The following is a 26,437-nucleotide window of genomic DNA, read 5'->3' on the forward strand; positions in this document are numbered from 1 at the left end:
CCGGGGACAGGGGAAGGACGCGCGACGACGACGGGGGGACACGCCGCACACCCACAATCTAAGTGAACGCTTGCGTTCACTATGGAGGACTCACTACCGTGGACGCGACAGTGAACGCGAGCGTTCACTAACGCACTTGTGGGGGACCCATAGTGACAACCTCTCAGTTGATCAAAGATCAGAAGCCAGGTGCGGCGCGCCGGGAAGGACACCCAGGCATCGCGCTCGCCGTCATCGCGGCCTGCCAACTCATGGTGGTACTCGACGCGACGATTGTGAACATCGCACTCCCGCACATTCAAGACGCTCTGAAGTTCAGCACCACCGACCTCACCTGGGTCGTCAGCGCCTACACGCTCACCTTCGGCGGCCTGCTCCTTCTGGGCGGCCGCGCCGGCGACATCCTCGGCCGACGGCGGGTGTTCACCGCCGGCATCCTGCTGTTCACCTTCGCCTCGCTGCTCGGCGGACTCGCCCAGGAACCCTGGCAGTTGCTGGCGGCGCGCGTCCTTCAGGGCGTCGGTGGCGCGATCGCGTCGCCCACCTCGCTGGCCCTCATCACCACCACCTTCCCCGAAGGCCCCGAGCGGAACCGGGCCTTCGGAGTCTTCGCCGCCGTCTCGGCGGGCGGCGGCGCGATCGGACTGCTCGCGGGCGGCATGCTCACCGAATGGCTCGACTGGCGGTGGGTGCTCTTCGTCAACGTGCCGATCGGTGTCCTGATCGCCGTTCTCACGCCGCTGTACATCAGCGAGTCCGAACGGCACACCGGCCGCTTCGACATCGCCGGAGCACTGACCTCGACGGCCGGCATGGCTTCGCTCGTCTACGGCTTCATCCGCGCGGCGGACGAAGGCTGGCGGGACGGTCTGACGATCGGGTCCTTCGCCGCCGCGGTCGTCCTGCTGCTGTCCTTCGCGTTCATCGAGACGCGTGCGAAGGAACCGATCACCCCGCTGCGGATGTTCGCCGACCGCAACCGCTCGGGCACGTACGTGATCATGCTGAGCCTGGCCGCGGCGATGTTCGGCATGTTCTTCTACATCGTCCTCTTCGTCCAGAACGTGCTGGACTACACCCCGATCGAGGCGGGCCTCGCCTTCCTTCCGGTCACGGTCGTGATCGCGCTCGGCGCGGGGCTGTCGCAGCGGTTCCTGCCGGTGCTCGGTCCCAAGCCGTTCATGCTCGTGGGCTCGGCCCTCGCGGTGATCGGTCTGTTCTGGCAGACCCTGATCAGCTCCGACAGCACGTACGCCGGAGGCGTGCTCGGCCCGATGCTGGTGTTCGGCTTCGGCATGGGCCTGAACTTCGTCACGCTGACCATCACCGCGGTCTCCGGGGTCGCCCAGCACGAGGCGGGCGCGGCATCCGGACTGCTCAACGCCACGCAGCAGGTGGGCGGGTCGCTCGGCCTGTCCATCCTGACCACCGTGTTCGGCTCGGCCAGCAAGGACGAGGCGGAGAAGCAACTGCCCCACTTCATGGCCGACGGGACGGCGGAGCAGAAGGCGGAGTTCGCCAAGACGCACCAGCTGCCCGCGCCGTGGGGCCACGAGGTGCTCGCGCAGGGCATCTCGACGGGATTCGTCGCGGCGGCCGCGATGGCCGTACTCGCCCTGGCCACCGCTTGGCTGGTCATCCGGGTCCGCAAGAGCGACCTGGAAGCCCTCGCGGGCACGGCGGGTCCCGGGCTCGGCTGACCGGAGAGAGCTCACGCAGAGCCGTGGATGGTCGGCCCCGGACCTCCCCCGCACGACAAAGGGCGAGAACGCCGGTCCGGTCATCCACGCAGCGAGGGCCAGCAGACCCACCAGAGCCCACATCCCGTACATGTCACCCCCCGCGCCCCTCGTACGACCCTGGCCGCGTGTGCCCATGGGTCACACAGCGGATACCACGACAACGCACGATCGGTTACGCAGAGTTCCCACCCTGCACGGAGAGTTTTCGTCGCACCGGGTGATCGGCCGGACCCGCCCATCGGACGGAGATCGACACCGCTGCCGCGCGGGGCCGGCTCAGCCGGGCACCGCCATCCATTCCGGCAGCGCCTCGGTCCGCCCCACCCACTCGGCAGGCGGCGCTCCCGCCTTCCCCGAGGCGACGATGCCGCCCACGATGGCGCAGGTCGTGTCCACGTCCCCACCGACCTGGGCGGTCGACCAGAACGCCTCCTCGTAGTCACCGAGAGACCGGGCGGCCGACCAGATCGCGAACGGCACCGTGTCATGAGCCGTCGTACGCCGTCCGCAGCCCAGCACGGCCGCGACGGTGCTCGCGTCGCCGTAGTCGAGCATGTCCCTGGCGCGGCGCAGACCCGCGCCGACGGCGGACTTCGGGACGAGCGCGACGACCCCGTCGAGGAGCTCCTCCGCAGTGGGCGGGCCGCTGGGGGCCGCGACCAGCGAGGCCGCCGCGGCGACCGCCATGGCACCGACCACGGCCTCGCGATGCTGGTGCGTGGGGTAGGCGGAGATCTCCGCCTGGTGGGTCGCCTGCTCCGGGTCGTCCGCGTACCAGGCGCCCAACGGGGCGATCCGCATCGCGGCGCCGTTGCCCCAGGACCCTTGTCCGTTGAAGAGTCCGGCGGCGAGCTCACGCCAGTCGCCGCCCTCGCGGACCAGTCGCAGGAGGCGATTGACCGCCGGGCCGTAGCCGCGGTCGAAGTCGTGGTGATGGGCGAAGGACTGCGCGAGCGCGTCCTGGTCGATGCGGTGGTGGGCGGCCAGGACGGCCACCACGGAGCAGGCCATTTCGGTGTCGTCCGTCCACTGCCAGGGCTCGGACGGCAGCTCGCGGCGCTTGAGCAGCGGGTAGTTCACCGGCACGAAGAACTGTGAGCCGAGCGCGTCCCCCACCGCGAGCCCGCGCAGGCTGGACAGGGCGCGGTCCAGGCGCCCATCGGGAGAGGAGTCAGCGGTCATCGCTCTGCCACTCTATCCGGTGATCCCGTACGGTTCCGGATCTCGCCAGCGGTCAAAGGGCCGGTCAAGGGCGTACCGGCCGTCGTCACCGAGAACGAGCATCCGCATCTCGGCGTTCCCGGGATTCGACAGCGACTCGAATTCCGCCACGCTCCAGTGGAACCAGCGCATGCAGAACAGGCGCATGGCCAGGCCATGGGTCACCAGCAGGACGTTCGGTGGATGGTCGGGGGCCTCGAAGCTGCGGAAGAGACTCTCCAGGAATCCGCCGACCCGGTCGTAGACATCGGCGCCGGACTCACCCTGAGCGAAGCGGTAGAAGAAGTGACCGTACGCGTCCCGATAGGCCTTCTGCAGCTGTACGTCGTCGCGGTCCTGCCAGTTCCCCCAGTCCTGCTCGCGCAGTCGCGGCTCCTCACGCACGCGTACCTGCTCGGGGTCGAGGTGGAAGGCGCGGAAGGTCTCATGGGTGCGGCGGTACGGCGACACGTAGACGCTGACGCGTTCGCGGCCGAATATCTCGCGCAGCCGTTTGCCCGTCTCCTCCGCCTGCTGCCAGCCCCGCTCGGTCAGCGCCAACGCGTGGTCGGGCTCACGCTCGTACACGGTGTCATCAACATTGCCCGTTGACTCGCCGTGCCGGACAAGGACGATGCGCCGTGGTCGTGCCATGCCAAAACCCTAGATCGGGTCAGGCCTGAACGAGCACCCGTACGGCCTCCATACGGCGTAGGTCACACATTTCCTGCACCACAGGCCTCACAACGACTCACGCGCGGCGGGTCCGGATCTCAGACCGTCCAGGTCGGTTCGAGCTCCACGATGTCTCCGGTGAGTGCGGCCACGTCGGCCTCGAGCTGGGCCCGCAGAGCCAACCGCTCGACACGTTCCGTGCGGTACTTGCCGTGCTCGGCGGCCGACTTCCACATCGACAGGACGAGGAACTCGTGGCCCGGTGCCTCGCCGAACAGGCCGCGGATCATGCCGGGCGAGCCGGCCATCGCCGGGTTCCAGACCTTCTCCTGCATCAGCGTGAAGTGCTCGGCCCGTTCCTCGTGGACCCGGCAGTGCGCGACGCGCACCAGGTCGGCGTCGGTGAAGCGCGGCTCGAAGCCCGTCTTCACGTCGAAGCGATAGTCGAAGAGCTTGACCTGCGCGTCCTTGAACGTGCCTGACTGTGCGGATGCCAGCCGGTCGTGGGAGCGGGCCATGAAGGAGTCGTAGAACGAACGGCTCTCCCAGAAGGAGAAGATGTGCGCCACTCCGGTCCGCCCCCGGCTCCAGCCTCCGCCCTGTCCCCGAAACCCCGGCTCACCGAGTAGCCCCGCCCACTTTCGCTGCCCCCGCTCGAAGCCGCGGCGGTCCACCACGGTGCAGCGAATCCACTTGACCAGCACCGCGCCATCGTAAGGCCAGGCAGCGTGGCGTCGGTCACGCTCCGGCGTAGATCTCTCCCGCGCGGGGTGGCGAGCGCGTGGCAGGATGGACAACCGGCCCTGACCTCAAGGCAGTTCGGGCCGCGACACACGGGGAAGGGGAAGCCTGGTGAACGGCCTCAACAAGGGGATCCGCAAGGTCGAAGTCGCGCTGAAGTGGGACCCGAGTCCCGCGGGCCACGCGGCCACCGACCTCGACATCGTCGCCGCGCCCTACCCGGCGAGCGACCCGTACGGCCCCCCTGGTTACGTGGTGCACTTCGACAGCCGCTCCCCCGACGGCACCATGTACCTCAACCGGGACAGCAAGGACGGCAAGGGCTTCGGCTGGGACGAGGTCATGACGCTGGAGCTCGACCGGCTCGACAGCCGGTACGCGCGCGTGGTGGTCGGCGTCGTCATCCAGCAGCGTTCCGAGGAGCGTACGTTCGTCGGCGTGGCCAACCCGGGACTACGCATCCGTGAGGGCTACACCGTCCTGACCGAGGACGACTTCGGCACGGTGCTCGGGGCCACGGCGGCGACCGTCGCGGAGTTCGTCCGGGACGGCTCCGGGACCTGGGAGTTCCGTCCGGGCATCCATGGCTTCGAGGACGATCCCGCGGGGTTCACCTCGGCCATGGGGAAGGCGCATCAGCCCTGACCTCGCGGCCGGCGGACACGCAAGAGCACGCCGTCACGCAAGAGCACGCCGACACGCAAGGGGCGGTGGAGCCGGAACCGGCCCCACCGCCCTCACATGTCACTCACGCGTGAGCGATCAGCTGCAGCCGCTGGTCGAGCCGCAGCCCTCGCAGATGTAGCAGGAACCGGCCCGCTGCATCTTCGTACCGCAGGAGAAGCAGAGCGGGGCGTCGGCCTGGATGCCCAGCTGCATCTCCACCAGCTCGGCGCTGGTGTGGGCCTGCTTCGGGGCGGGCTTGGCCGCCTCGACCTCCGCCTTGGGCGTGGCGACGGCCTTCAGCTCCTGGGCGCGCGGCGCCGACTGGGCCAGGCCCTCGACGTCGACCTCGTCCTCGGTCGGCTCGTAGGAACCAGTCTCGAGGTGACGCTGACGCTCCTCGGCGGAGTGGATGCCGAGCGCGGAGCGCGTCTCGAACGGCAGGAAGTCCAGCGCCAGGCGGCGGAAGATGTAGTCGACGATCGACTGCGCCATCCGCACGTCCGGGTCGTCCGTCATGCCGGCCGGCTCGAAGCGCATGTTCGTGAACTTCGAGACGTACGTCTCGAGCGGCACGCCGTACTGCAGGCCGACCGAGACCGCGATGGAGAAGGCGTCCATCATGCCCGCGAGGGTGGAGCCCTGCTTCGACATCTTCAGGAAGACCTCGCCGAGACCGTCGTCCGGGTAGGAGTTGGCGGTCATGTAGCCCTCGGCGCCGCCGACCGTGAAGGACGTCGTGATGCCGGGACGGCCCTTGGGGAGGCGCTTGCGGACCGGGCGGTACTCGACGACCTTCTCGACCGTCTCGCGGATGGTCGCCTCGGCCTTGGCGGTGACCTCGGCCTTCTCCTTCTCCTTGGTCTTGGCGGAGAGGGGCTGGCCGACCTTGCAGTTGTCGCGGTAGATGGCGAGCGCCTTGACGCCCATCTTCCAGGCCTCGAAGTAGATCTCCTCGACCTCCTCGACGGTCGCCGATTCCGGCATGTTGACCGTCTTGGACAGGGCGCCGGAGATCCAGGGCTGGATCGCGGCCATCATGCGGACGTGGCCCATCGCGGAGATGGAGCGCTCGCCCATGGCGCAGTCGAAGACCTCGTAGTGCTCGTGCTTGAGGCCGGGGGCGTCGACGACATTGCCGTGCTCGGCGATGTGGGCGACGATCGCCTCGATCTGCTCCTCCTGGTAGCCCAGGCGGCGCAGGGCCTGCGGGACGGTGCCGTTGACGATCTGCATCGAGCCGCCGCCGACCAGCTTCTTGAACTTGACCAGCGCGAGGTCGGGCTCAAGGCCGGTGGTGTCGCAGGACATGGCGAGACCGATGGTGCCGGTCGGGGCGATGACGGACGCCTGCGAGTTACGGAAACCGTTCTTCTCACCGAGACGCAGCACGTCCTGCCAGGCCTCCGTGGCGGCGGCCCAGATCGGCGTGTCCAGGTCGTCCATGCGGACGGCCTTGGTGTTCTCGTCGGCGTGCTGCTTCATGACGCGCAGGTGCGGCTGCGCGTTGCGGGCGTAGCCGTCGTACGGGCCGACGACCGCGGCGAGTTCGGCGGAACGCCGGTACGACGTGCCGGTCATCAGGGAGGTGATGGCGCCGGCGAGGGCACGGCCGCCGTCGGAGTCGTAAGCGTGACCGGTCGCCATCAGCAGGGCGCCGAGGTTGGCGTAGCCGATGCCGAGCTGGCGGAACGCGCGCGTGTTCTCACCGATCTTCTGCGTCGGGAAGTCCGCGAAGCAGATGGAGATGTCCATCGCGGTGATGACGAGCTCGACGACCTTGGAGAAGCGCTCGACGTCGAAGGACTGGTGGCCCTTGCCGTCGTCCTTGAGGAACTTCATCAGGTTCAGCGAGGCGAGGTTGCAGGACGTGTTGTCCAGGTGCATGTACTCGCTGCACGGGTTCGAGCCGTTGATACGGCCGGACTCCGGGCACGTGTGCCAGTGGTTGATGGTGTCGTCGTACTGGATGCCCGGGTCGGCGCACGCCCAGGCGGCCTCGGCCATCTTGCGGAACAGGGCCTTGGCGTCGACCTCTTCGATGACCTCACCGGTCATCCGCGCGCGGAGGCCGAACTTGCCGCCCTGCTCGACGGCCTTCATGAACTCGTCGTTCACGCGGACCGAGTTGTTGGCGTTCTGGTACTGGACGGAGGTGATGTCCTCGCCGCCCAGGTCCATGTCGAAGCCCGCGTCACGCAGGGCGCGGATCTTCTCCTCTTCCTTCACCTTGGTCTCGATGAAGTCCTCGATGTCGGGGTGGTCGACGTCGAGGATGACCATCTTGGCCGCGCGGCGGGTGGCGCCACCGGACTTGATGGTGCCCGCGGAGGCGTCGGCACCGCGCATGAAGGAGACGGGCCCCGAGGCGTTGCCGCCGGAGGACAGCAGCTCCTTGGAGGAGCGGATCCGGGAGAGGTTCAGGCCGGCACCGGAGCCGCCCTTGAAGATCATGCCCTCTTCCTTGTACCAGTCGAGGATCGACTCCATGGAGTCGTCGACGGCCAGGATGAAGCAGGCGGAGACCTGCTGCGGCTGGGGCGTACCGACGTTGAACCACACCGGGCTGTTGAAGCTGAAGATCTGGTGCAGGAGGGCGTACGCCAGCTCGTGCTCGAAGATCTCGGCGTCGGCGGGCGAAGCGAAGTACTTGTAGTCCTCGCCGGCCTTCCGGTACGTCTTCACGATGCGGTCGATCAGCTGCTTGAGGCCGGTCTCGCGCTGCGGGGTGCCCACGGCACCGCGGAAGTACTTGCTGGTGACGATGTTGACCGCGTTCACCGACCAGAAGTCGGGGAACTCGACGCCACGCTGCTCGAAATTGACCGAGCCGTCGCGCCAGTTGGTCATGACGACGTCACGACGCTCCCACTGGACCTCGTCGTACGGGTGCACGCCGGGGGTGGTGTGGATGCGCTCGATACGCAGCCCCTTGGTGGCCTTGGCGCCCTTGGCTCGGGAACCTCGTGCCGGACCGCTCGCCGTCTCTGTCATGCCGCCTCCCTGGTACGGGCGAAAACGCCCTGAAGTGCCCCGATGTTCCCGTGGCACGGTGTTCTGTCTTGTATTGCGGGCACCCACTCGCTACCGCCCGCAACAGGTCTTCGTCGCCGCCGTCCGGCCGACCCGGTCTCCGACGACCGGGCCGCCCCACTGATCAGTCGGCGGCACCCGCGGGCTCGGGGACCGATACGGCCTCTCCCGACCCGCGGTCGTCTTCCTGGCTCCCCACGTCCGCGTCCCCGTCGGGACGCCCCGTCGCCTCCCTCAGTTCCGCGATCGCGGCCTCGAAGTCCTCGAGCGAGTCGAACGCCCGGTAGACGGAGGCGAATCGCAGATACGCGACGAGATCGAGCTCCTGCAACGGGCCGAGTATGGCCAGCCCCACGTCATGGGTGGTCAGCTCGGCGCTTCCGGTGGCTCGCACCGCCTCCTCGACCCGCTGGCCGAGCTGGGCGAGAGCGTCCTCGGTGACAGGCCGTCCCTGGCACGCCTTGCGCACGCCGTTGATGACCTTGGTACGACTGAAAGGCTCGGTGACTCCGGACCGCTTGACCACCATGAGCGAACACGTCTCCACGGTCGTGAAACGACGGGAGCAGTCCGGACACTGGCGGCGCCTGCGGATCGACGTGCCGTCGTCGGTCGTACGACTGTCGACGACGCGGCTGTCGGGGTGCCTGCAGAAGGGGCAGTGCATGAACTCCCAACCCTCCTCACAGCAGACTCAATAGCCTCGCTGGGGCCCATGGGCCCCTCGAAGCAGCCCCAAGCATAGGCGATCTCAGAGGCCGTGAAGACCCGGGGGACCACAACTTCTGGGCTGCTGTAGCAATCCAAGCACTAGATGTAGGGATCGTCACCGCAAACACGCCGTACGCGCGTGTTGCTCTCGTATTGGCATGTGCCGTATGCCCGAGGCGCCCCGCGGGACATGGCCGTGCACAGGCGTACCGCTGCGGCGCATGCGGAGATACCGTGGGCGCCACACGGAGAGTGCGTGGGACTCCCGCGCAGATGAGGGCCGCATCCCGGTTGACGGGACGCCGGATGGCAGACTGGGTCAACAACCCACGAGGTCATCACCCGGCGGTGAAGAGTACAACAAAGGGCCCTTTTGTCCGCCAGGCGCCGCGTTGGCTATACACCCAGGCACATGATCACGTCAGGCGAACCGGACTTTTTCACTCGAACGTGTGTTTGGCGCAACCTTTCGAAAGCAACTACCGTTGTCCAACAGGGAGACCATCGAGAGGGGCCGACGTGACCACCACCGCAGACAGTGCCACCATCACTGCCCAGGACCGCTCCCAGGGCCGACTCGAGCCGGTGCATGCGATGAACGAAGCCGTGAATCCCGAGGGACACAAGCGCTCCCTGCCGGGCCGACCTCCAGGCATCCGCGCCGACAGCTCGGGACTCACCGACCGACAGCGCCGGGTGATCGAGGTCATCAGGGACTCCGTGCAGCGGCGCGGCTACCCGCCGTCCATGCGGGAGATCGGACAGGCTGTCGGCCTCTCCAGCACCTCCTCGGTCGCACACCAGCTCATGGCACTGGAGCGCAAGGGCTTCCTGCGCCGCGACCCGCACCGCCCGCGCGCGTACGAGGTGCGCGGCTCCGACCAGGCCGCCTCCGTGCAGCCCACGGACACCGCCGGCAAGCCCGCCGCGTCGTACGTCCCCCTCGTCGGCCGCATCGCCGCCGGTGGCCCGATCCTCGCGGAGGAGTCCGTCGAGGACGTCTTCCCTCTCCCGCGCCAGCTCGTCGGTGACGGTGAGCTGTTCGTCCTCAAGGTCGTCGGCGACTCCATGATCGAGGCCGCGATCTGCGACGGCGACTGGGTCACGGTCCGCCGCCAGCCCGTCGCCGAGAACGGCGACATCGTGGCCGCCATGCTCGACGGCGAAGCCACCGTCAAGCGCTTCAAGCGCGAGGACGGCCACGTCTGGCTCCTCCCGCACAACGCGGCCTACGAGCCGATCCCCGGCGATGACGCGACCATCCTCGGCAAGGTGGTGGCGGTGCTGCGCCGCGTGTGACGGCTGCGGCGGGCAGGCCCTTTCGAGGTCCGCCCCTTGACCGGGCCCCGGGACCCCTGCGCCGGTTCCGGGGCCCAGTGCTGTGCGCGTCTTCGGACGCCTGAGGCGTGGGTTTGTCCGGCCGGTGCCGGCCGGACAAACCCACGCCCTCTCACTCCGCCTGCTTGGCCAGCGCGTCGATCGCAGCCAGCGACTTCCGGACCTGGTTACGGTCCGTCGTGTACCAGAAGTCGGGCAGTGACGCCTTCAGATAGCTCCCGTACCGCGCGGTCGCGAGTCGCTGATCCAGTACGGCCACCACACCCCGGTCCCCCGACGCCCGTACGAGACGGCCGGCGCCCTGGGCCATGAGCAGCGCCGCGTGCGTGGCGGCGACCGCCATGAAGCCGTTGCCTCCCGCGTCCTCGACGGCCTTCTGGCGGGCGCTCATCAGCGGGTCGTCGGGCCGCGGGAACGGAATCTTGTCCATGACGACCAGCTGGCAGCTGGGGCCGGGGACGTCCACGCCCTGCCAGAGCGAGAGCGTGCCGAACAGGCACGTCTTCGGGTCGGCCGCGAAGTTCTTGATCAGCTCACCGAGGGTCTCCTCGCCCTGCAGGAGGATCGGGAACTCGGGGATGCGGGAGCGCAGTTCCTCGGCGGCGAGTTGTGCGGCCCGCATCGAGGAGAACAGGCCCAGGGTGCGGCCGCCGGCCGCCTGGATGAGTTCGGTCAGTTCGTCGAGCATGTCCGCGCGGTCGCCGTCCCGCGCGGGGCGCGAGAGGTGCTTGGCCACGTACAGGATGCCCTGCTTCGGATAGTCGAAGGGCGAGCCGACGTCGACACCCTTCCACTGCGGAAGGTCGTCGCCCTCGGTGCCCTCGGGGGCCAGCCCCAGGGAGGCGCCCACGCCGTTGAAGTCGCCGCCCAGCTTCAGAGTCGCCGAGGTCAGGACGACCGAGCGGTCCGCGAACAGCTTCTCCCTGAGCAGGCCCGACACCGACATGGGGGCGACCCGCAAGGAAGCGCCGAAGCGGTCATGACGCTCGTACCAGACGACGTCCCACTCGGAGCCGTTCGTGATCCGCTCCGCCACGTCGTGCACGGTCTCCACGGAAGCCAGCGCCTGCTTGCGGACGGCGTCCTCGTCCTGGACGGACTTGTCGCGGGTGGCGCCGATCGCGGAGATGACGGTCCTGGCCGCGTCACGCAGGGCCATGAGCGCGTAGGCGAGGTCCTCCGGGATCTCCTCCAGGCGGCCCGGAAGGGCGAGCTCCATCAGCCGCTCGAAACCCTCGGCGGCGGTCTGGAGCTGGTCTGCCGCCTTTTCGTTGACGAGCTTCGCCGCGCGGCGCACCGCGCGGTTGACCTGGCCCGGCGTGAGCTCGCCGGTGGCGACGCCGGTGACCCGCGACACCAGCTCGTGCGCCTCGTCGACGATCAGCACCTCGTGCTGCGGGAGGACCGGTGCGCCCTCGATCGCGTCGATCGCGAGCAGCGCGTGATTGGTGACGACGACCTCGGCGAGCTTGGCGCGCTCACGGGCGTTCTCCGCGAAGCACTCGGCGCCGTAGGCGCACTTCGTCGCACCCAGGCACTCGCGCGACGACACCGACACCTGGGCCCAGGCCCGGTCGGAGACGCCGGGGGTCAGATCGTCCCGGTCGCCGGTCTCCGTCTCGTCCGACCAGTCGCGCAGCCGCAGCAGGTCCTGGCCCAGCTTGCTGGTGGGGGCGGCCGCCTCGAACTGGTCGAAGAGGCCCTCCTCCTCATCCTGCGGCACGCCCTCGTGCAGCCGGTGCAGACACAGATAGTTCGATCTGCCCTTGAGCATCGCGAACTCCGGTCGGCGGCGCAGCAGCGGATGCAGGGAGTCCACCGTGCGGGGCAGGTCACGCTCCACGAGCTGGCGCTGGAGGGCCAGGGTGGCGGTCGCGACGACGACTCTCTCCCCGTGCGCGAGCGCGGGCACGAGGTAGCCCAGCGACTTTCCGGTGCCGGTGCCGGCCTGAACCAGCAGATGGGAGCCGTCGTCGATCGCCTCCGCGACGGCTTCGGCCATGGTCACCTGACCGGGGCGCTCCGTGCCGCCGACGGCAGTGACGGCAGCATGCAGGAGTTCGGGGAGTGAGGGCTTCGTCATAGCGCGACCACCCTACGGCCCGGCACTGACAAACGAGTGGTCAAGGGTGAGACGAGGGGCTGGATCGGGCCTCGGTGAGGGCAGGGGCACGATCGGTCGGGGTCGCTCACGGGCGACTGGGGTCGGAATCGGTCGCTTGCGGTCAACACCGGCCGACAGTGTCGACGCATGCCGGGTTTCGGCGGAATCCGCTCGGCTGGAAAAAGCTGTCTCGCGAGTGGGAACCGGATCGACCCGAGCGGTGTACCAAAAGTGATGACGATGTGACGCGAGGTGACATCGACCGGTATCGCGTCACAGCACATCGCGCAGCGACCGGTCACGGACCATCAGCGCCGCTCGCTTCTCGGGCAGATCGACCTCGGCCGAGAAGCGGAAACCGGCGCTCAGGAAGGCGGAGACGGAGGGGATGTTGCGAAGGTCGGGTTCGGCGATGACGCGTGCGCACGCGGGCCGCTTGTCCAGCGCGAGATCGGCGACGGCTCTGAGGAGTGCGCTGCCGAGTCCTCGACCGCGGTCGGCGGCGGCTCCGATGAGGAGGTGGATTCCTGTGTCATGAGGTCGGGCGGGATAGTGGCGGGCCACGGGATCGAGGTCGGCGCGGTAGATCTCCCAGTAGCTCATGGCCGTGCCGTCCAGCATGCCGAGGCAGGGCACGCTCCGCCCGTCGCCGGAGAGCTGGGATCGCACATGGTCCTCCGTCCGGTTCTGGGGTCCGGCCAGCTCCCAGAACGCCGCGACGGCCGGGTCGTTCATCCAGCGGCCGAGCAGTGGAAGGTCCCGCTCGGCGTGTACGGGAACGAGGTGGAACACGCCCACGGGCGTGTTCACAGGGCCCCAGTCGCCCACTCCGTCGAGGAGGTCGCCGCGGTCCCGGCCTCCCACGCCGGACTGCGCCCTGCTCTCGGCACCGCCCGGTTCGGCATCGGCGTCGGCGGCCTCCTCGGCGATGAGGGCGAGGAATTCGTCGGGGAGGCGCAGGTCGAGCGTGTCCTCACAGTCCGTGCCGGAGGCCTCGACCGGACCGAGGTCGGTGCCGGCGGCTGCACCGGCGTCGGTGTTCGGGGCGGGGGCGGTGGTGGCTTTGGCGCTCGCGTCGGTGGACGGCACGGCGGCGCTCCTCTCGGGAGACGGGTCGGGGCATGTTCCTCAGGAATGAACGGACAGAAATGGCATATATGACCGATATGACCGGCGGAGTTGATCCAGCCCGGAAACGACTGGGCGGTCGGAGTGAAGGAGGTCAGGTGTGAAGGGGGTTGGCGATGGTGACGTAGACGGACTGGGTGTCGACCGGGCCGACGAGCTCGTCGAGACCGTGCAGCCGGGTCAGGAGGTTGGCCTTGCAGCGCAGGACCGGTGACTCCAGCAGGCGGGCGGGCAGCGTGGTCCGCAGCCGAGCGGGTCCGGAGGCGACATCGCCCAGGAAGCGACGGAAGGCGGCGAGCAACAGACGTTCGTCTGCCAGGCGTTGGGAGCCGAAGGCACCGATGAGCCCGAGGACGTTGTTGATGGCGAGGTAGTACGCGAAGCGTTCGTCGGTGACCTCGTCTGAGACGAACGTGTCACTGTGCTCGCCGATACCGGGCAGCCGGGCGTCGAGTTCGGCGCGCCGCGAGTCGCGGAAGTAGTAGCCCTGGTTGTCCCGGTAGCGGCCGCCGATGGGCCAGCCGTCGCCGTCCAGAAGGACCAACGTGTTCTGCTGATGTGCCTCCAGGGCGATGCCGGCCTCCGCGTCGAACCACAGCACCGGGCGGACGACCTGCTCCAGGTAGCGCAGGAACCACTCGGCGGCGACGGCACCCAAAGGTCGCCCCGTGCGGTCCGCCAGGCATGTGACGACCTCGGCCAGTCGGGACCGCATGGCCGGCGGGTCCGCGGCCTCTCCAGCACCGGCACTGGTCGGCCGGGCGGAAGGCCTTGGAGCTACGAGTCCGGCGATGCAGGAGACATCGTCGGCAGGGGTGAAGGGGTTGTGCCGGATCATCACGTCGAGGCCCGGCACAGAACTGCCGTCCGGTCCGTCGACGGCCAGCCAGGCCGGATCGCGGACGATGTCGAAGCCGGGGTGCAGGGCCTGCCACTGCGCGGAGAGTCCGCTGCGCAGCAGCCGGTGAACCTCGACGCCTCGATGGAGTTCCTTGCGGAGGTTCTGACGACGGGAGTTGGTGATGCGCAGGCCGAGCGACAGCTTGAGCATGGCGAACGAGCCGGACCGGTGGACGGTGCGTACGGAGGAGGTGGGGTGCCAGGGAGAGCCGTGTGTTCCGAGATCGCGGAGCAGTCCGGCGTCGAAGAGTGCGGCGGTCGCGGGATCGTGCCGGACTTGCCGCAACTGCCAAGGGTGCAGCGGCAGAGCCGCGTGACCGTCGGGAAGCGGGAGCCCCGATCCGGCGAGACGTGCGGTGAGTTGAGGGGCGGGAATGAGGCGCCCGCGCTCGGTCCAGGCCGAGTCGGCGGCCAGGAGGGAGGGGGAGACAGCGATCCAGTGCAAGGGGAAGGCGCCACGCAACTCGGGTGAGTACAGGCACGCTTCGGTGTCGGTCAGACCTTCGCGGCTCTTCGGTGTGGGGTGCAGGGGATGGCCGAGCACCAGAGCCTGTTCAGCCGCGAGGAACAGGTCGGGCTCGTCCGAAGGATGCTCCCTGCGCTCGCGGATGAAGGCGGCGGTCCGGCGCACGGAGTCAGCGACGCGGGCGACGAGGTCGGTGCCGTCTGTGGCTGGGGCCGCGGTGGCGGGGTGAGTTTCAGGCGTGGTGGCGGGGTGAGTTCCGGGCGGGATGGCGGAGCGAGTCTCCACCGTGGTGGCGGGATGAGATCCGGGCGTGGCGGCGGAGGCAGAGGGTGTGTCGGCGGATGCGGAGGGCGTGTTCGCCGGGGCGTCCGCCGGGCTGTCTGCCGAGCTGTCTGCCGAGGGTTCTCTCGCAAGCAGTGCGGCGAGAGTGACGGCGTTGAGAGAGGGCGATTGTTCGGCGGCGCCGGCCAGTTTCGGTGGGCCGAAGCGGTGCCAGCCCGTCGGTGACCAGTAGTGGACGGGGGCCAGCAGGGCCGTTCCGCTGGCGGGGAGCGGGATGCGGAGGGGCCCGTGGGCGGGGGCGGGGAGGTCGGCTTCGCGTACCCAACAGCGCAGCAGGTTCTCCACGGCGGCGGACTCGGCGGCCATGTACGGGTCGGGATGGTCCAAGGGGTCCGCTGTGGCGCCACGCAGCCAGCCGGCGTTCAAGTGGTGGGGTGTCGGTGGACCTGGGCGGTCCACCGGTGCGGAGGTTCCCCGTGGGCCTGTCGCAGACTGGTCGACGGAGCCTTCCACTCGCCTGGTGGTCGTCCGCTCCCCCGCGGGCTGATCTTCATCGGGCCCCGGCACCCGTGCCTGCTCACGCTCGTGCTCCTGCTCCCGCCGCCCACGGCCCTGTTCCGGGACTCGTTCCGGCGAGCGGGTCGCGGAGACGCCTGTTGGTCCAGCACCCGGCCCGGGCTCGGTCTGGTGGGGAAGCTCCATCGTGGTGCGGCCTGATGTCGGGGTGTGGCTGGGGCCTTCGGGGGTCGGGGTGGTGTTCAAGGCTGTTCCTTGTGAGCGGAGCTGGGAGGGGTGAATGTCATTGATCTGGACGATCTGGATGATCTCGCTGATGCGGTTGCAGTTGCTGCACCAGATCGCGCTCAAGCCGCTGCGCCAGCCGTCTCCGCTTCGGCTGCGGACGCTGCCCCACCCCTCTCTCCCCACGCGCAGTGTGGAGATGAGCGGCGGCTTCCACCGCGTCGGACAGGCGGTCGAGCACCGCCTCCGCCTGCTCGTCGGTGATGGTCAGCGGCGGGAGGAGCCGGACGACGTTCCCTTGGGGTCCGCCGAGCTCGACGATCAGACCGCGCCGCAGGCACTCCCGCTGTACGGCGGCGGCAAGTTCGGGAGCGGCGGGTCGAGGGCTGGCGGCGAAGCCGAACCAGCCCTCATCAGCGCCGGCCCCGCCCACACCGACGTCGACCACGCCCGCACCAGTACCGGCACCGGCACCGGCCCTCACGCCCGCACCGGCCACCTCATCCGCACAAGCACCAGCCACCCCATCCACATCGGCGCCGACACCAGCCCTCGCACCCGCACCGTGCCACCCACTCACACCCGCACCCGCACCCGCACCCGCACCCGCACCCGCACCCGCACCATGCGACGCCCACTCACCCCCCGTTCCCACCCCACGGCCCTCCACCGCACCCCACACACCCACCGCGCCTCCGTCCCCCGCCTTCTCCTCCTCCCCCTGCTCCACCATCTCCACCATCTCCACCCCAAGCATCAGCCCCCGCCCCCGCACATCCCCGATGCACTCGAACCGCCCTTGCAGGGAGCGGAGATCGGCGAGCATGCGGGCGCCCAAGAGGGAGGCGCGTTCCGCGAGGCGGTTCTCGCGGACGTGGGCGAGGGTGGCCGTTCCCGCGGCCATGGCGAGTTGGTTGCCGCGGAACGCGCCTGCGGGGGCAGTGGGTTCATGGGCACCGAGGTCGTCGCGGTAGACCACGACCGCGAGCGGGAGGCTGCCTCCGATGGCCTTGGACAGCACCATCACGTCGGGAGTGACCCCGCTGTGCTCCACGGCCCAGAAGGCACCGGTGCGGCCGACTCCCGTCCCGGTCTCGTCGGCGACGAGCGGGATGGACCGGTCGGCCGTGAGCCGGCGCAGCCGCCGCAGCCAGTCGTCCGGCGCCGGGATCACTCCGCTTTCGCTCTGCACGGGTTCGACGATCAGCCCGGCGGCGCCGGTCGCGCCCGATGCTCGATCGTCGAGGACGGATTCAGTCCAGCGGGCGGCGAGTTCGGCACCCCGTGCGCCGCCGACACCGAAAGGGCAGCGGTAGTCCTGCGGGTAGGGCAGCCGCGGGGCCCGTACGCCGACCGGGTCCCCCGCAGCCGCCTGAGCCGTGCCGGTCATGCCGTGACGGGCGCCGGTGAAGGCGAGCATCCCCGTGCGCCCGGTCGCCGCCCGGACGAGCCTGTACGCGGCCTCCACGGCATCCGTGTCGGCCGGCCCGCAGAACTGCACGCGCGCGTGGTCGGCGAGACCTGGCGGCAGGGTGCGGAACAGCTCGGTGCGGAAGGCGTCCTCGACTGGGGTCGCGAGGCCCAGGGTGTGCAGTGGCGCGCCGGAGTCGAGAACCTTGCGGATCGCCTCCAGCACGACGGGGTGGTTGTGTCCGAGGGCCAGGGTCCCGGCGCCGGAACAGCAGTCGAGGTAGCGGCGACCGTCCGCGCCCTCGATGGTCAGCCCGCGCGCCCGCACGGGCACGATCGGGAGGGCACGCGCGTAGGTGCGCGCCGCCGGCTCGCGCGCCGACTGGCGTCGCAGGATCCCCTCGGACGCGTATCCGCCGTGCAGAGCCTCGGCCACGTGTTTCCGTCCTCCCGCCGTCGTCCGACGCCCCGGCCGGGCCGAACTCCCGCCACGGGCCCGGAGGACCGCGCCCGGACAGCAGGCCCCCCACCGCTACCAACCCCGGACGCCGCACCGGGTTACGGGTTGCCTCAAGATCCTTGCCGTGACGGAACCGTTGCCGTTCCGTGGGAAGTCCCCCACAGCGAGCGCATAGTGTGTGGTGCCGTTCCAACAGGCCGTGAGAGCACACCTCCGGAGCATCCGGGGCCGGCGCGGGATCGATGCCAACCGGCTTGCGATCACACCGTGTTCGGCGTGGGCTCAGGGCCGTCGCACCAAGTTCGTTCACCTCAGGGGGAGTCAGATCATGCGATCCACAAGGCCGTCGTTCACCGCCCGCCGGGAAAGGGGCGCGCGCCGCAGAACCTCCCCCGTGCTGGCCGCCGTCGCCCTCGCGTCGGCGCTCGCGCTCACCGCCACGGCCTGCGAGTCGGGCGACGACCAGGCAGGGGGCAGCGCCTCCGCCTCGGCTTCCTCCGACGGGAAGATCACGATCCCGGACGACATCAAGGACCGGCTCAAGGAGCACGGGATCGATGTCGACAAGTGGAAGGACGGCGCCTGGAAGGACTGGAGCAAGGACGACTGGCTTCGTGAGGCCCAGGACTTCGTCAACCCGATCATCGAGGGCCTGTGGGACCCGGACCGGATGCGCGGCGCCGAGGACCCGGACGAGGGCAAGGGTGTCGACGACAGCGACATCTCCGGGGACCAGGGCGTGACCGACCCGGAGCCGGCGCCGGTGGACGCCAAGGCCGTGCCGGCTACGTACCACGACAGCGTCCCCGTGGCGGGCAAGGTGTTCTTCGACTCCCCCGAGGGCACGATGGTCTGCTCGGCGACGGTCGTGCAGGACCCGGCCAATCCCGGCAAGTCCAACATGGTGTGGACGGCGGGCCATTGCGTGCACGCGGGCAAGGAGGGCGGCTGGTACCGGAACATCGCGTTCGTGCCGTCGTACAACAACGACGCCCTGCCCACAGCGGAGTTGGAGAAGGCTTCCCGGGAGGACGTCGCTCCGTACGGTGTCTGGTGGGGTGACTGGGCGCAGACCTCGGACCAGTGGATCGAGCAGGGCGGTGAGACGGGCGGGGACGGTGCCTCGTACGACTTCGCGGTCATCCATGTGACGCCGGAGAAGGGGGGCTCGGGCAAGTCCCTGGAGGAGACCGTCGGTTCGGCTCTGCCGGTGAACTTCAACGCCCCGGCGGCGGCGAAGATCCAGAGCCTGACGGCGACGGGCTACCCGGCGGCGGCGCCGTTCGACGGCGAGACGATGTACCAGTGCCAGGACAAGCCGGGGCGGCTGTCGATCAAGGCGTCGGACCCGACGATGTACCGCATCGGCTGCACCATGACGGGTGGTTCGTCGGGCGGCGGCTGGGTCGCGACCGGTTCGGACGGCAAGCCGGCGCTGGTGTCCAACACCTCCATCGGCCCGGTGACGGCAGGCTGGCTCGCCGGACCGCGGCTGGGCGATGTGGCCAAGGGCGTGTACGACTCGGTCAGCAAGAAGTTCGCCGGTCAGTGACGCAGTTCGCGGCCGGCCACGTGACCGGCCGCCGGTGATGTGATCGCGGCCCAGTGATGATCGACGGCGGGGCGAGCCCAAGAAATCTTCACCGCCCCGCCGCCGTTCGCCCTCAACTGCACGGGCATAGTGGGGTGTCGCGCCCGAGGACACCTCTCCAGCCGTGACACGCACATGACACGCGAGCGGCCTCGGCGCGCTCGCCGGCTCAACCATCAGCGCAACCACCAGCACAACAACTGCTTCAACGGGGGTCAACGCACCATGCGTTCCACACGTACGTCCCGTACGTCTTCCACGCGGCGCCGCACCACGCTCGCCGCCACCGGTCTGGTCGCCGCCCTGGCGCTGACCGCGACGGCCTGCAACGGCTCGGACGAGGCGAGCGACAAGCCCGGGGCCACCACCTCGCAGGCGGCCGACAGCGGCAACGACAAGATCCAGATCCCGGCCGACATCGCCGACAAGCTCAAGAAGCACGGCATCGACGTCGACGACTGGAAGGACGGCGGCTGGAAGAACTGGGACAAGGACAAGTGGCTCAGTGAGGCCAAGGACTTCGTCAACCCGGTCATCGACGGCCTGTGGAAGCCGGAGCGGATGAAGTCCGCGAAGGAGGCCAACAAGACGTACTCGACGAAGGACGCCGCGGCCGACACGGGCGTCACCGACCCGGACCCGCTGCCCGTCGAGGCGTCCGCGGAGAGGACGCCGTACCACGAGAACGCGGCCCCGGTCGGCAAGATCTTCTTCGACACCCCCGAGGGGCATGCCGTCTGCTCGGGCACGGTCGTCAAGGACGTCAACCACCCCGGCAAGTCCAACCTGGTGTGGACGGCGGGCCACTGCGTGCACGCGGGTTCGGGCGGCGGCTGGTACCGGAACATCATGTTCGTCCCGGCCTACAACGACTACGGCAAGTCCGAGGCGCAGCTGACGAACTCCAACCCCACGGAGATCGCGCCGTACGGCCAGTGGTGGGCGGACTGGGCCTCCACCTCGAACGAGTGGATCGCGGGCGGCTCGGAGACCGGCGGTGACGGGGCGGCGTACGACTACTCGGTGCTGCACGTGAAGCCGGAGTCCGGCGCCAAGTCGCTGGAGGAGACGGTCGGCGCCGCGCTGGACATCGACTTCTCGGCCCCCTCCGCCACCGAGGTCGCCAAGATGGGTGCCTGGGGTTATCCGCAGGCGGCCCCGTACAACGGTCTGAAGATGTTCAAGTGCATCGACCGGCCGGGCCGTCTCTCGCTGAGCACGACGCTGCCGACGATGTACCGCATCGGCTGCACCATGACCGGCGGTTCGTCCGGCGGCGGCTGGTTCCGGGTGGTGGACGGTAAGACCAAGCTGGTCTCGAACACGTCGATCGGCCCGGCCGACAACACCTGGCTGGCGGGCCCGCAGCTGGGCGCGACCGCCGAGGCGATCTACCAGAACATGAGCAAGACGTACGGCGGCAAGTAGTCCGTACGCACGGAAGGCCCGCCCCTCACGACGAGGGGCGGGCCTTCACGCGTACCGCTGTTACGCCACCGGCGCCGGAACGTACGGCGCGAGGTCCGCCGCCAGTTCCTCGTGCACCCGCACCTTGAGCAGGGTGCCCTCCGGGGTGTGCTCCTCGGAGATCACCTCGCCCTCGGAGTGGGCGCGGGCGACGAGCTTGCCGAGCGTGTACGGCACGAGCGCCTCGATCTCGACCGAGGGCCGCGGCAGCTCGTTGTCGATGAGCGCGAGCAGTTCCGCGATGCCCTGGCCGGTACGGGCTGAGACCGCGATGGAACGCTTCTCGATCCGCATCAGCCGCTGCAGGGTCAGCGGGTCCGCCGCGTCCGCCTTGTTGATCACGACGATCTCCGGGACATCGACCGCGCCGACGTCCCTGATCACCTCGCGCACGGCGAGCAGCTGCTCCTCCGGGTTCGGGTGCGAGCCGTCCACCACGTGCAGGATCAGGTCGGACTCGCCGACCTCCTCCATGGTGGAGCGGAACGCCTCGACCAGGTGGTGCGGCAGATGCCGTACGAAGCCGACGGTGTCCGCCAGCGTGTACAGGCGCCCGCTCGGGGTCTCCGCGCGGCGGACGGTCGGGTCCAGGGTCGCGAACAGGGCGTTCTCGACCAGGACACCGGCGCCGGTCAGGCGGTTGAGGAGGGAGGACTTGCCGGCGTTGGTGTAGCCCGCGATGGCGACGGACGGCACCTTGTTGCGCTTGCGCTCCTGGCGCTTGATCTCGCGGCCGGTCTTCATCTCCGCGATCTCCCGGCGCATCTTCGCCATCTTCTCGCGGATCCGACGCCGGTCCGTCTCGATCTTGGTCTCACCGGGACCACGGGTGGCGAGACCGCCGCCCTTGCCGCCGCCCATCTGACGGGACAGCGACTGACCCCAGCCGCGGAGCCTCGGCAGCATGTACTGCATCTGCGCGAGCGCGACCTGCGCCTTGCCCTCTCGGGACTTGGCGTGCTGGGCGAAGATGTCGAGGATCAGGGCCGTACGGTCGATGACCTTGACCTTGACGACGTCTTCGAGGTGGATGAGCTGGCCCGGGCTGAGCTCACCGTCGCAGATGACGGTGTCGGCACCCGTCTCCAGGACGATGTCCCGCAGCTCGGTGGCCTTGCCGGAGCCGATGTAGGTGGCCGCGTCGGGCTTGTCGCGGCGCTGGATCACGCCGTCGAGCACGAGTGCGCCCGCGGTCTCCGCGAGGGCGGCGAGCTCCGCGAGGGAGTTCTCCGAGTCCTGCGCGGTCCCCGAGGTCCAGACGCCGACGAGCACGACCCGCTCCAGACGGAGCTGCCGGTACTCGACCTCGGTGACGTCCTCGAGCTCGGTGGAGAGGCCCGCCACGCGGCGCAGAGCCGCGCGCTCGGAGCGGTCGAACTGGTCGCCGTCCCGCTCTCCGTCGATCTCGTGGCTCCAGGCGACGTCCTCTTCCATCAGGGCATCGGCCCGAAGACCTTCGGGGTATGTGTGCGCGAAGCGCTGCGCGTCCTGGGAAAAGGATGAAGAGGAGGTCATTGGGTCCTTACGTCGTTGGGGATGCCGAGTCGGCGATCGTGACTTCGTCACTGTTCACAACGCACGAGTACCCCGGGAGATTCCCGTTGTCCCGTGCCGCGCCGACCGGACGATGGTCGCACGGGACGAGGCGTCTCGTCATCGCCTTATTCGCCCGCTGTGACCGAGCCTTATTTACCCGCTGTGGCAGAGCCTTGTCTGCCCGCTGTGACGGCCTTCCACTCCGGGTGGCCCGGCATCGGCGGGGTCTTCTCGCCGTACAGCCAGTCCTGGAAGAAGCCGGCGAGATCACGACCGGACAGTTCCGAGGCCAGCCGCACGAAATCGTCCGTCGCCGCCGTGCCGTCCTCGTGGCGGCTCACCCAGACCCGTTCCAGGCGCTCGAAGGTCTCGCGGCCGATCTCCTGGCGCAGGGCGTAGAGGGCGAGCGCGGCGCCGTCGTAGACGTTGGGGCGGAAGATGCCGATCTTCTGACCGGGGGCCGGCGCCTTGGGCGCGGCGGGCGGGCCACCGGCCGCGCGCCAGCGGTCGGAGGCGCCGTACGCCGCCTTCATCCGCGCCTCCATGGGCTTGCCGGCCTTCTCCTCGGCGTACAGGGCCTCGTACCAGGTGGCGTGCCCCTCGTTGAGCCACAGGTCGGACCACGAGGCCGGGGCGACGCTGTCGCCGAACCACTGGTGGGCCAGCTCGTGCACCATGATCGACTCGACGTACCACTGGGGGTAGGCGGGCTCGGTGAAGAGCTCTCTCTCGAAGAGAGAGAGCGTCTGCGTCTCGAGTTCGAAGCCGGTGTCGGCGTCGGCCATGAGCAGGCCGTACGTCTCGAAGGGATAGCGGCCGACCTTGCTCTCCATCCAGGAGATCTGCTCCGGGGTCTTCTTCAGCCAGGGTTCGAGCGCCTCGCGGTGCTTGGTGGGCACGACATCGCGCACCGGCAGTCCGTGCGGGCCCTCGCGGTGCACGACCGTGGAGCGGCCGATGGACACCTGGGCGAGCTCGGTGGCCATGGGGTGCTGGGTGCGGTACGTCCACGTCGTCGCCCCGGCGGCCCGGTCCACACCGGTCGGCAGCCCGTTGGCGACGGCGGTGTAGCCGTCGGGCGCGGTGACCCGAATGGTGAACATCGCCTTGTCGGAGGGGTGGTCGTTGCACGGGAAGACCAGGTGGGCGGCGTCGGCCTGGTTGGCCATGGCGAGCCCGTCGGTGGTCCGCACCCAGCCGCCGTCTCGGTCCTCGGACGACACGGGATCACTGGTGTGCTTCACGGTGATCCGCATCCAGCTGCCGCTGGGCAGCGCGTCCTCGGGCGTGACCACCAGATCCTCGTCGGCACTGGCGAACGCGGCGGGCTCCCCGTCGACCTCCACCGACTCGACCTTGCCGTGGGCGAAGTCGAGGTTGATGCGGTCGAGCGAGGTGGTCGTCCAGGCGTCGATGGTGGTGACGGCCTGGAGCGGCTCGCTGTTGGAGCCGGGATAGGTGAAGGAGAGGTCGTACGACGCCACGTCGTATCCGGGGTTGCCGAGGTGCGGGAAAAGGCGGTCGCCGACCCCGAGCGGGGCGGCGGGGGCGCTCGCGGCGACGAGGCAGACGGAGACGGCGGAGGCGAGGAGCGCGGCCGCCTTCAGCCGCCGGGGCGTCCTGGCGTGGGGGGTGAGCAGCATGCACCACCGCTACCAGCGCACCCGCGCCCTGCGGCGACGACTCGCGCCCGGCCCACCCGAACGAGTGCGGCCGAGGCGACGCCGCGGCGACCCGCCGCCGCAATAAGCCGCCGCGATCCCCCGACGCGACCCGACGCGAATCGCCGCTGCAGTCCCCCGCCACGCTCCGCTGCCGCGTCAGGCCCCCTGCGTCTGCGCCCGGCTCACGTCGTACACCCCGGGCACGTTCCGCATCGCCCGCATCAGGGCGGGCAGCAAAGCGGCGTCGGGAAGGTCGACCGTATAGGTGTGGCGGACGCGCTGCTGACTCGGGGGTTCGACCGTCGCCGAGACGATCTCGGCGCCTTCGAGCGCCATGGCCTCGGTGAGGTCCGCGAGCAGATGGGGGCGGCCGAACGATTCGGCATAGAGGGTCACCCGGCACTCGGCGGTGTCGCCCCAGCGCACCTCCACCTCCGGCCGCCCCGCGGCCTTCATGCGGGCGACCGCCGGACACTCGACGCGGTGCACGGTGACCGCTCCGCCGCGCACGGCGAAGCCGGTGACGTCGTCGGGCGGGACCGGAGTGCAGCAGCCGGCCAGGCGCACGGTCGCGCCGGGCTGGTCGACGAGGACGTCGGCGGTACGTGAGCGGGCCGGCGCGCTGTCGGCCGTACGAGGGCGGGTGCGCCGGGCGTCGACGGCGGCCGGGGCGTCGGCCGACCCGGCGGGCGCCTCAGCGGTGGCCTGGAGGCCCTCAGGGCGCTCCACCGTGCCATGCAGGCTCTCGCCCAGCCCCTCTCCGGGAGCCTCTTGGGCGGGATGCGTCGAGAGCCACCGCTGGATGGCGATCCGCGCGGCGGGTGTGTGCGCGTGCTCCAGCCACTCCCTGGAGGGCTCCGAGGCCGGGTCCTGTCCCATGAGGAGCTGGACGGTGTCGCCGTCCCGCAGAACGGTGCTCAGGGTCGCCAGGCGGCCGTTCACGCGGGCGCCGATGCACGCGTGCGCGTCCTCGCCGTACTGCGCGTACGCGGCGTCCACACAGGTCGCGCCGTCGGGCAGGCCCAGGGTGCCGCCGTCGGGGCGGAAGACGGTGATCTCGCGGTCCTGGGCGAGGTCCTCGCGCAGCGTCGACCAGAACGTGTCCGGGTCCGGCGCGGCCTCCTGCCAGTCGAGGAGCCGGGAGAGCCAGCCGGGCCGGGTCGGGTCCTCGCGTTCGCCGTCGACGGGCTCCTCCGAAGGAGGAGCGTAGGGATTGCCGAGCGCGATGACGCCGGCCTCGGCGACCTTGTGCATCTGGTGCGTGCGGATGAGGACTTCGGCGACCTGGCCGTCGGGGCGGGCGACGGCGGTGTGCAGCGACTGGTACAGGTTGAACTTCGGTACGGCGATGAAGTCCTTGAACTCCGAGACGACGGGCGTCAGACAGGTGTGGAGTTCACCGAGCACGCCGTAACAGTCCGCGTCCTCGTTCACGAGCACCAGCAGCCGGCCGAAGTCCGCGCCGCGCAACTGGCCGCGTTTCCGGGCCACTCGGTGCACGGAGACGAAGTGCCGCGGCCTGATGACGACTTCGGCCTGGATGTCGGCGTCGCGCAGGACACCGCGCACCTCGTCGGCGATCTCGGCGAGGGGGTCGTCCGCGCGGGAGGCGTTGTCGACGATCAGCTCGCGCGTGTGCTCGTACTCCTCGGGGTGCAGGATCGCGAAGACCAGGTCTTCCAGCTCGGTCTTGAGCGCCTGCACGCCGAGCCGTTCGGCGAGCGGGATGAGGACGTCGCGGGTCACCTTGGCGATGCGCGCCTGTTTCTCCGGGCGCATCACGCCGAGGGTGCGCATGTTGTGCAGCCGGTCGGCGAGTTTGATCGACATCACCCGGACGTCGCTGCCGGTGGCCTTCAGCATCTTGCGGAAGGTCTCCGGCTCGGCGGCGGCGCCGTAGTCGACCTTCTCCAGCTTCGTCACGCCGTCGACGATGTAACGCACCTCGGCGCCGAACTCCTCGCCGACCTGATCGAGCGTCACATCGGTGTCCTCGACGGTGTCGTGGAGCAGAGAGGCCGTCAAGGTCGTGGTCTCGGCGCCGAGTTCGGCGAGGATCAGGGTCACCGCGAGCGGGTGGGTGATGTACGGCTCGCCGCTCTTGCGCATCTGGCCGCGGTGCGAGGACTCGGCCAGCACCCAGGCGCGGCGCAGGGGTTCGAGGTCGGCGTCGGGGTGGTGGGCGCGGTGGGCCTCGGCTACATGGCCGATGGCGTCGGGCAGCCGGTCGCGGGCGGCCGGGCCGAGCAGGGCGGCGCGGCCCAGGCGACGCAGGTCGATCCGCGCCCGCCAGCGCGCCGCAGGCCCTGTTACCGGACCTGGGGTCGCGGGGTTCGTGGCCTCCGCACTCATGGGCACCTCCGGCTGCATTGACCGGCGGACGGGGTGCCCCAGGGCGGACACGGCACAGGGGATGGCATCGGTCCCCCGTCCGGGCCGGTGCTTGATGCTACCGAGCCCATCACGCGCGGCTGACCGCCTCTCGTCGAGCGTGAAACGGATCACCCATTCGAGCGACGGTTTTCAGGTTTACGATTTCGCGCCACCCGACCTGCGGTTCTGCGTCGTTTCGTATCACCGGTGCC

17 protein-coding genes are annotated in these 26,437 nt (G+C 69.7%); 5 read left to right on the forward strand and 12 right to left on the reverse strand.

Features of this window, described 5'->3' with window-relative positions:
- Nucleotides 1–152 precede the first annotated feature (152 nt).
- Nucleotides 153–1,700: an MFS transporter gene (locus ACFUO4_RS10300; RefSeq protein WP_079310139.1), complete on the forward strand. Its 1,548-nt coding sequence runs from the start codon at nt 153–155 to the stop codon at nt 1,698–1,700.
- Nucleotides 1,701–2,018: 318 nt separating this feature from the next.
- Here the strand turns inward: ACFUO4_RS10300 and ACFUO4_RS10305 are convergent, their stop codons facing one another.
- The 3 genes from ACFUO4_RS10305 to ACFUO4_RS10315 all read right to left on the reverse strand — a co-directional run bounded on the left by ACFUO4_RS10305 (nt 2,019) and on the right by ACFUO4_RS10315 (nt 4,321).
- Nucleotides 2,019–2,924 carry an ADP-ribosylglycohydrolase family protein gene (locus ACFUO4_RS10305; RefSeq protein ID WP_383482068.1) on the reverse strand — a complete coding sequence of 302 codons (906 nt, stop codon included), beginning with the start codon at nt 2,922–2,924 and terminating at the stop codon, nt 2,019–2,021.
- 12 nt (nt 2,925–2,936) lie between these two features.
- Complete coding sequence (locus ACFUO4_RS10310; protein WP_079310141.1) at nt 2,937–3,596, reverse strand: histidine phosphatase family protein; 660 nt, start codon at nt 3,594–3,596, stop codon at nt 2,937–2,939.
- A 119-nt stretch (nt 3,597–3,715) separates the two neighbouring features.
- Nucleotides 3,716–4,321 (reverse strand): YdbC family protein, encoded by a 606-nt coding sequence (locus ACFUO4_RS10315; RefSeq protein WP_079310142.1) that lies wholly within the window; start codon nt 4,319–4,321, stop codon nt 3,716–3,718.
- Nucleotides 4,322–4,469: 148 nt separating this feature from the next.
- On the opposite strand from ACFUO4_RS10315, the gene ACFUO4_RS10320 reads away from it, so the two are divergent.
- Nucleotides 4,470–5,003, forward strand: a complete 534-nt coding sequence (locus tag ACFUO4_RS10320; protein ID WP_383482073.1) for a TerD family protein — start codon at nt 4,470–4,472, stop codon at nt 5,001–5,003.
- A 117-nt stretch (nt 5,004–5,120) separates the two neighbouring features.
- Here the strand turns inward: ACFUO4_RS10320 and ACFUO4_RS10325 are convergent, their stop codons facing one another.
- Nucleotides 5,121–8,015 (reverse strand): vitamin B12-dependent ribonucleotide reductase, encoded by a 2,895-nt coding sequence (locus tag ACFUO4_RS10325; protein WP_079310144.1) that lies wholly within the window; start codon nt 8,013–8,015, stop codon nt 5,121–5,123.
- Nucleotides 8,016–8,178: 163 nt separating this feature from the next.
- On the reverse strand, nt 8,179–8,721 hold the full coding sequence (gene nrdR / locus ACFUO4_RS10330; RefSeq protein ID WP_383482076.1) for a transcriptional regulator NrdR: 543 nt from the start codon (nt 8,719–8,721) through the stop codon (nt 8,179–8,181).
- A 563-nt stretch (nt 8,722–9,284) separates the two neighbouring features.
- Between nrdR and lexA the strand changes: the two genes are divergently transcribed.
- Entirely contained in the window at nt 9,285–10,064 is a 780-nt protein-coding gene (lexA, locus tag ACFUO4_RS10335) for a transcriptional repressor LexA (RefSeq protein WP_059198553.1), read from the forward strand.
- Nucleotides 10,065–10,215: 151 nt separating this feature from the next.
- Here the strand turns inward: lexA and ACFUO4_RS10340 are convergent, their stop codons facing one another.
- From ACFUO4_RS10340 to ACFUO4_RS10355, 4 genes are all read right to left on the reverse strand, one after another.
- Nucleotides 10,216–12,186, reverse strand: a complete 1,971-nt coding sequence (locus tag ACFUO4_RS10340) for an ATP-dependent DNA helicase (protein ID WP_079310146.1) — start codon at nt 12,184–12,186, stop codon at nt 10,216–10,218.
- A 294-nt stretch (nt 12,187–12,480) separates the two neighbouring features.
- The gene (locus ACFUO4_RS10345) at nt 12,481–13,296 is read right to left on the reverse strand and encodes a GNAT family N-acetyltransferase (RefSeq protein ID WP_383482081.1); all 816 of its coding nucleotides are present in this window, start codon (nt 13,294–13,296) and stop codon (nt 12,481–12,483) included.
- 133 nt (nt 13,297–13,429) lie between these two features.
- On the reverse strand, nt 13,430–15,349 hold the full coding sequence (locus ACFUO4_RS10350) for an IucA/IucC family protein (RefSeq protein WP_383482402.1): 1,920 nt from the start codon (nt 15,347–15,349) through the stop codon (nt 13,430–13,432).
- Nucleotides 15,350–15,782: 433 nt separating this feature from the next.
- Nucleotides 15,783–17,570: an aminotransferase class III-fold pyridoxal phosphate-dependent enzyme gene (locus ACFUO4_RS10355; protein ID WP_383482084.1), complete on the reverse strand. Its 1,788-nt coding sequence runs from the start codon at nt 17,568–17,570 to the stop codon at nt 15,783–15,785.
- Nucleotides 17,571–17,922: 352 nt separating this feature from the next.
- Between ACFUO4_RS10355 and ACFUO4_RS10360 the strand changes: the two genes are divergently transcribed.
- Nucleotides 17,923–19,146 carry a trypsin-like serine peptidase gene (locus ACFUO4_RS10360; RefSeq protein WP_383482087.1) on the forward strand — a complete coding sequence of 408 codons (1,224 nt, stop codon included), beginning with the start codon at nt 17,923–17,925 and terminating at the stop codon, nt 19,144–19,146.
- A 264-nt stretch (nt 19,147–19,410) separates the two neighbouring features.
- On the forward strand, nt 19,411–20,613 hold the full coding sequence (locus ACFUO4_RS10365; protein WP_079310170.1) for a serine protease: 1,203 nt from the start codon (nt 19,411–19,413) through the stop codon (nt 20,611–20,613).
- Nucleotides 20,614–20,673: 60 nt separating this feature from the next.
- Here the strand turns inward: ACFUO4_RS10365 and hflX are convergent, their stop codons facing one another.
- From hflX to ACFUO4_RS10380, 3 genes are all read right to left on the reverse strand, one after another.
- Complete coding sequence (gene hflX / locus ACFUO4_RS10370) at nt 20,674–22,167, reverse strand: GTPase HflX (protein ID WP_079310151.1); 1,494 nt, start codon at nt 22,165–22,167, stop codon at nt 20,674–20,676.
- Between the two features lie 170 nt (nt 22,168–22,337).
- Entirely contained in the window at nt 22,338–23,831 is a 1,494-nt protein-coding gene (locus ACFUO4_RS10375; protein WP_383482092.1) for a M1 family metallopeptidase, read from the reverse strand.
- Nucleotides 23,832–24,008: 177 nt separating this feature from the next.
- Nucleotides 24,009–26,204: a RelA/SpoT family protein gene (locus tag ACFUO4_RS10380; RefSeq protein ID WP_383482095.1), complete on the reverse strand. Its 2,196-nt coding sequence runs from the start codon at nt 26,202–26,204 to the stop codon at nt 24,009–24,011.
- Nucleotides 26,205–26,437: the final 233 nt, after the last annotated feature.

Origin of the sequence: Streptomyces sp. NPDC057280 (assembly GCF_042668605.1) — a bacterium.
Lineage (GTDB): Bacteria > Actinomycetota > Actinomycetes > Streptomycetales > Streptomycetaceae > Streptomyces.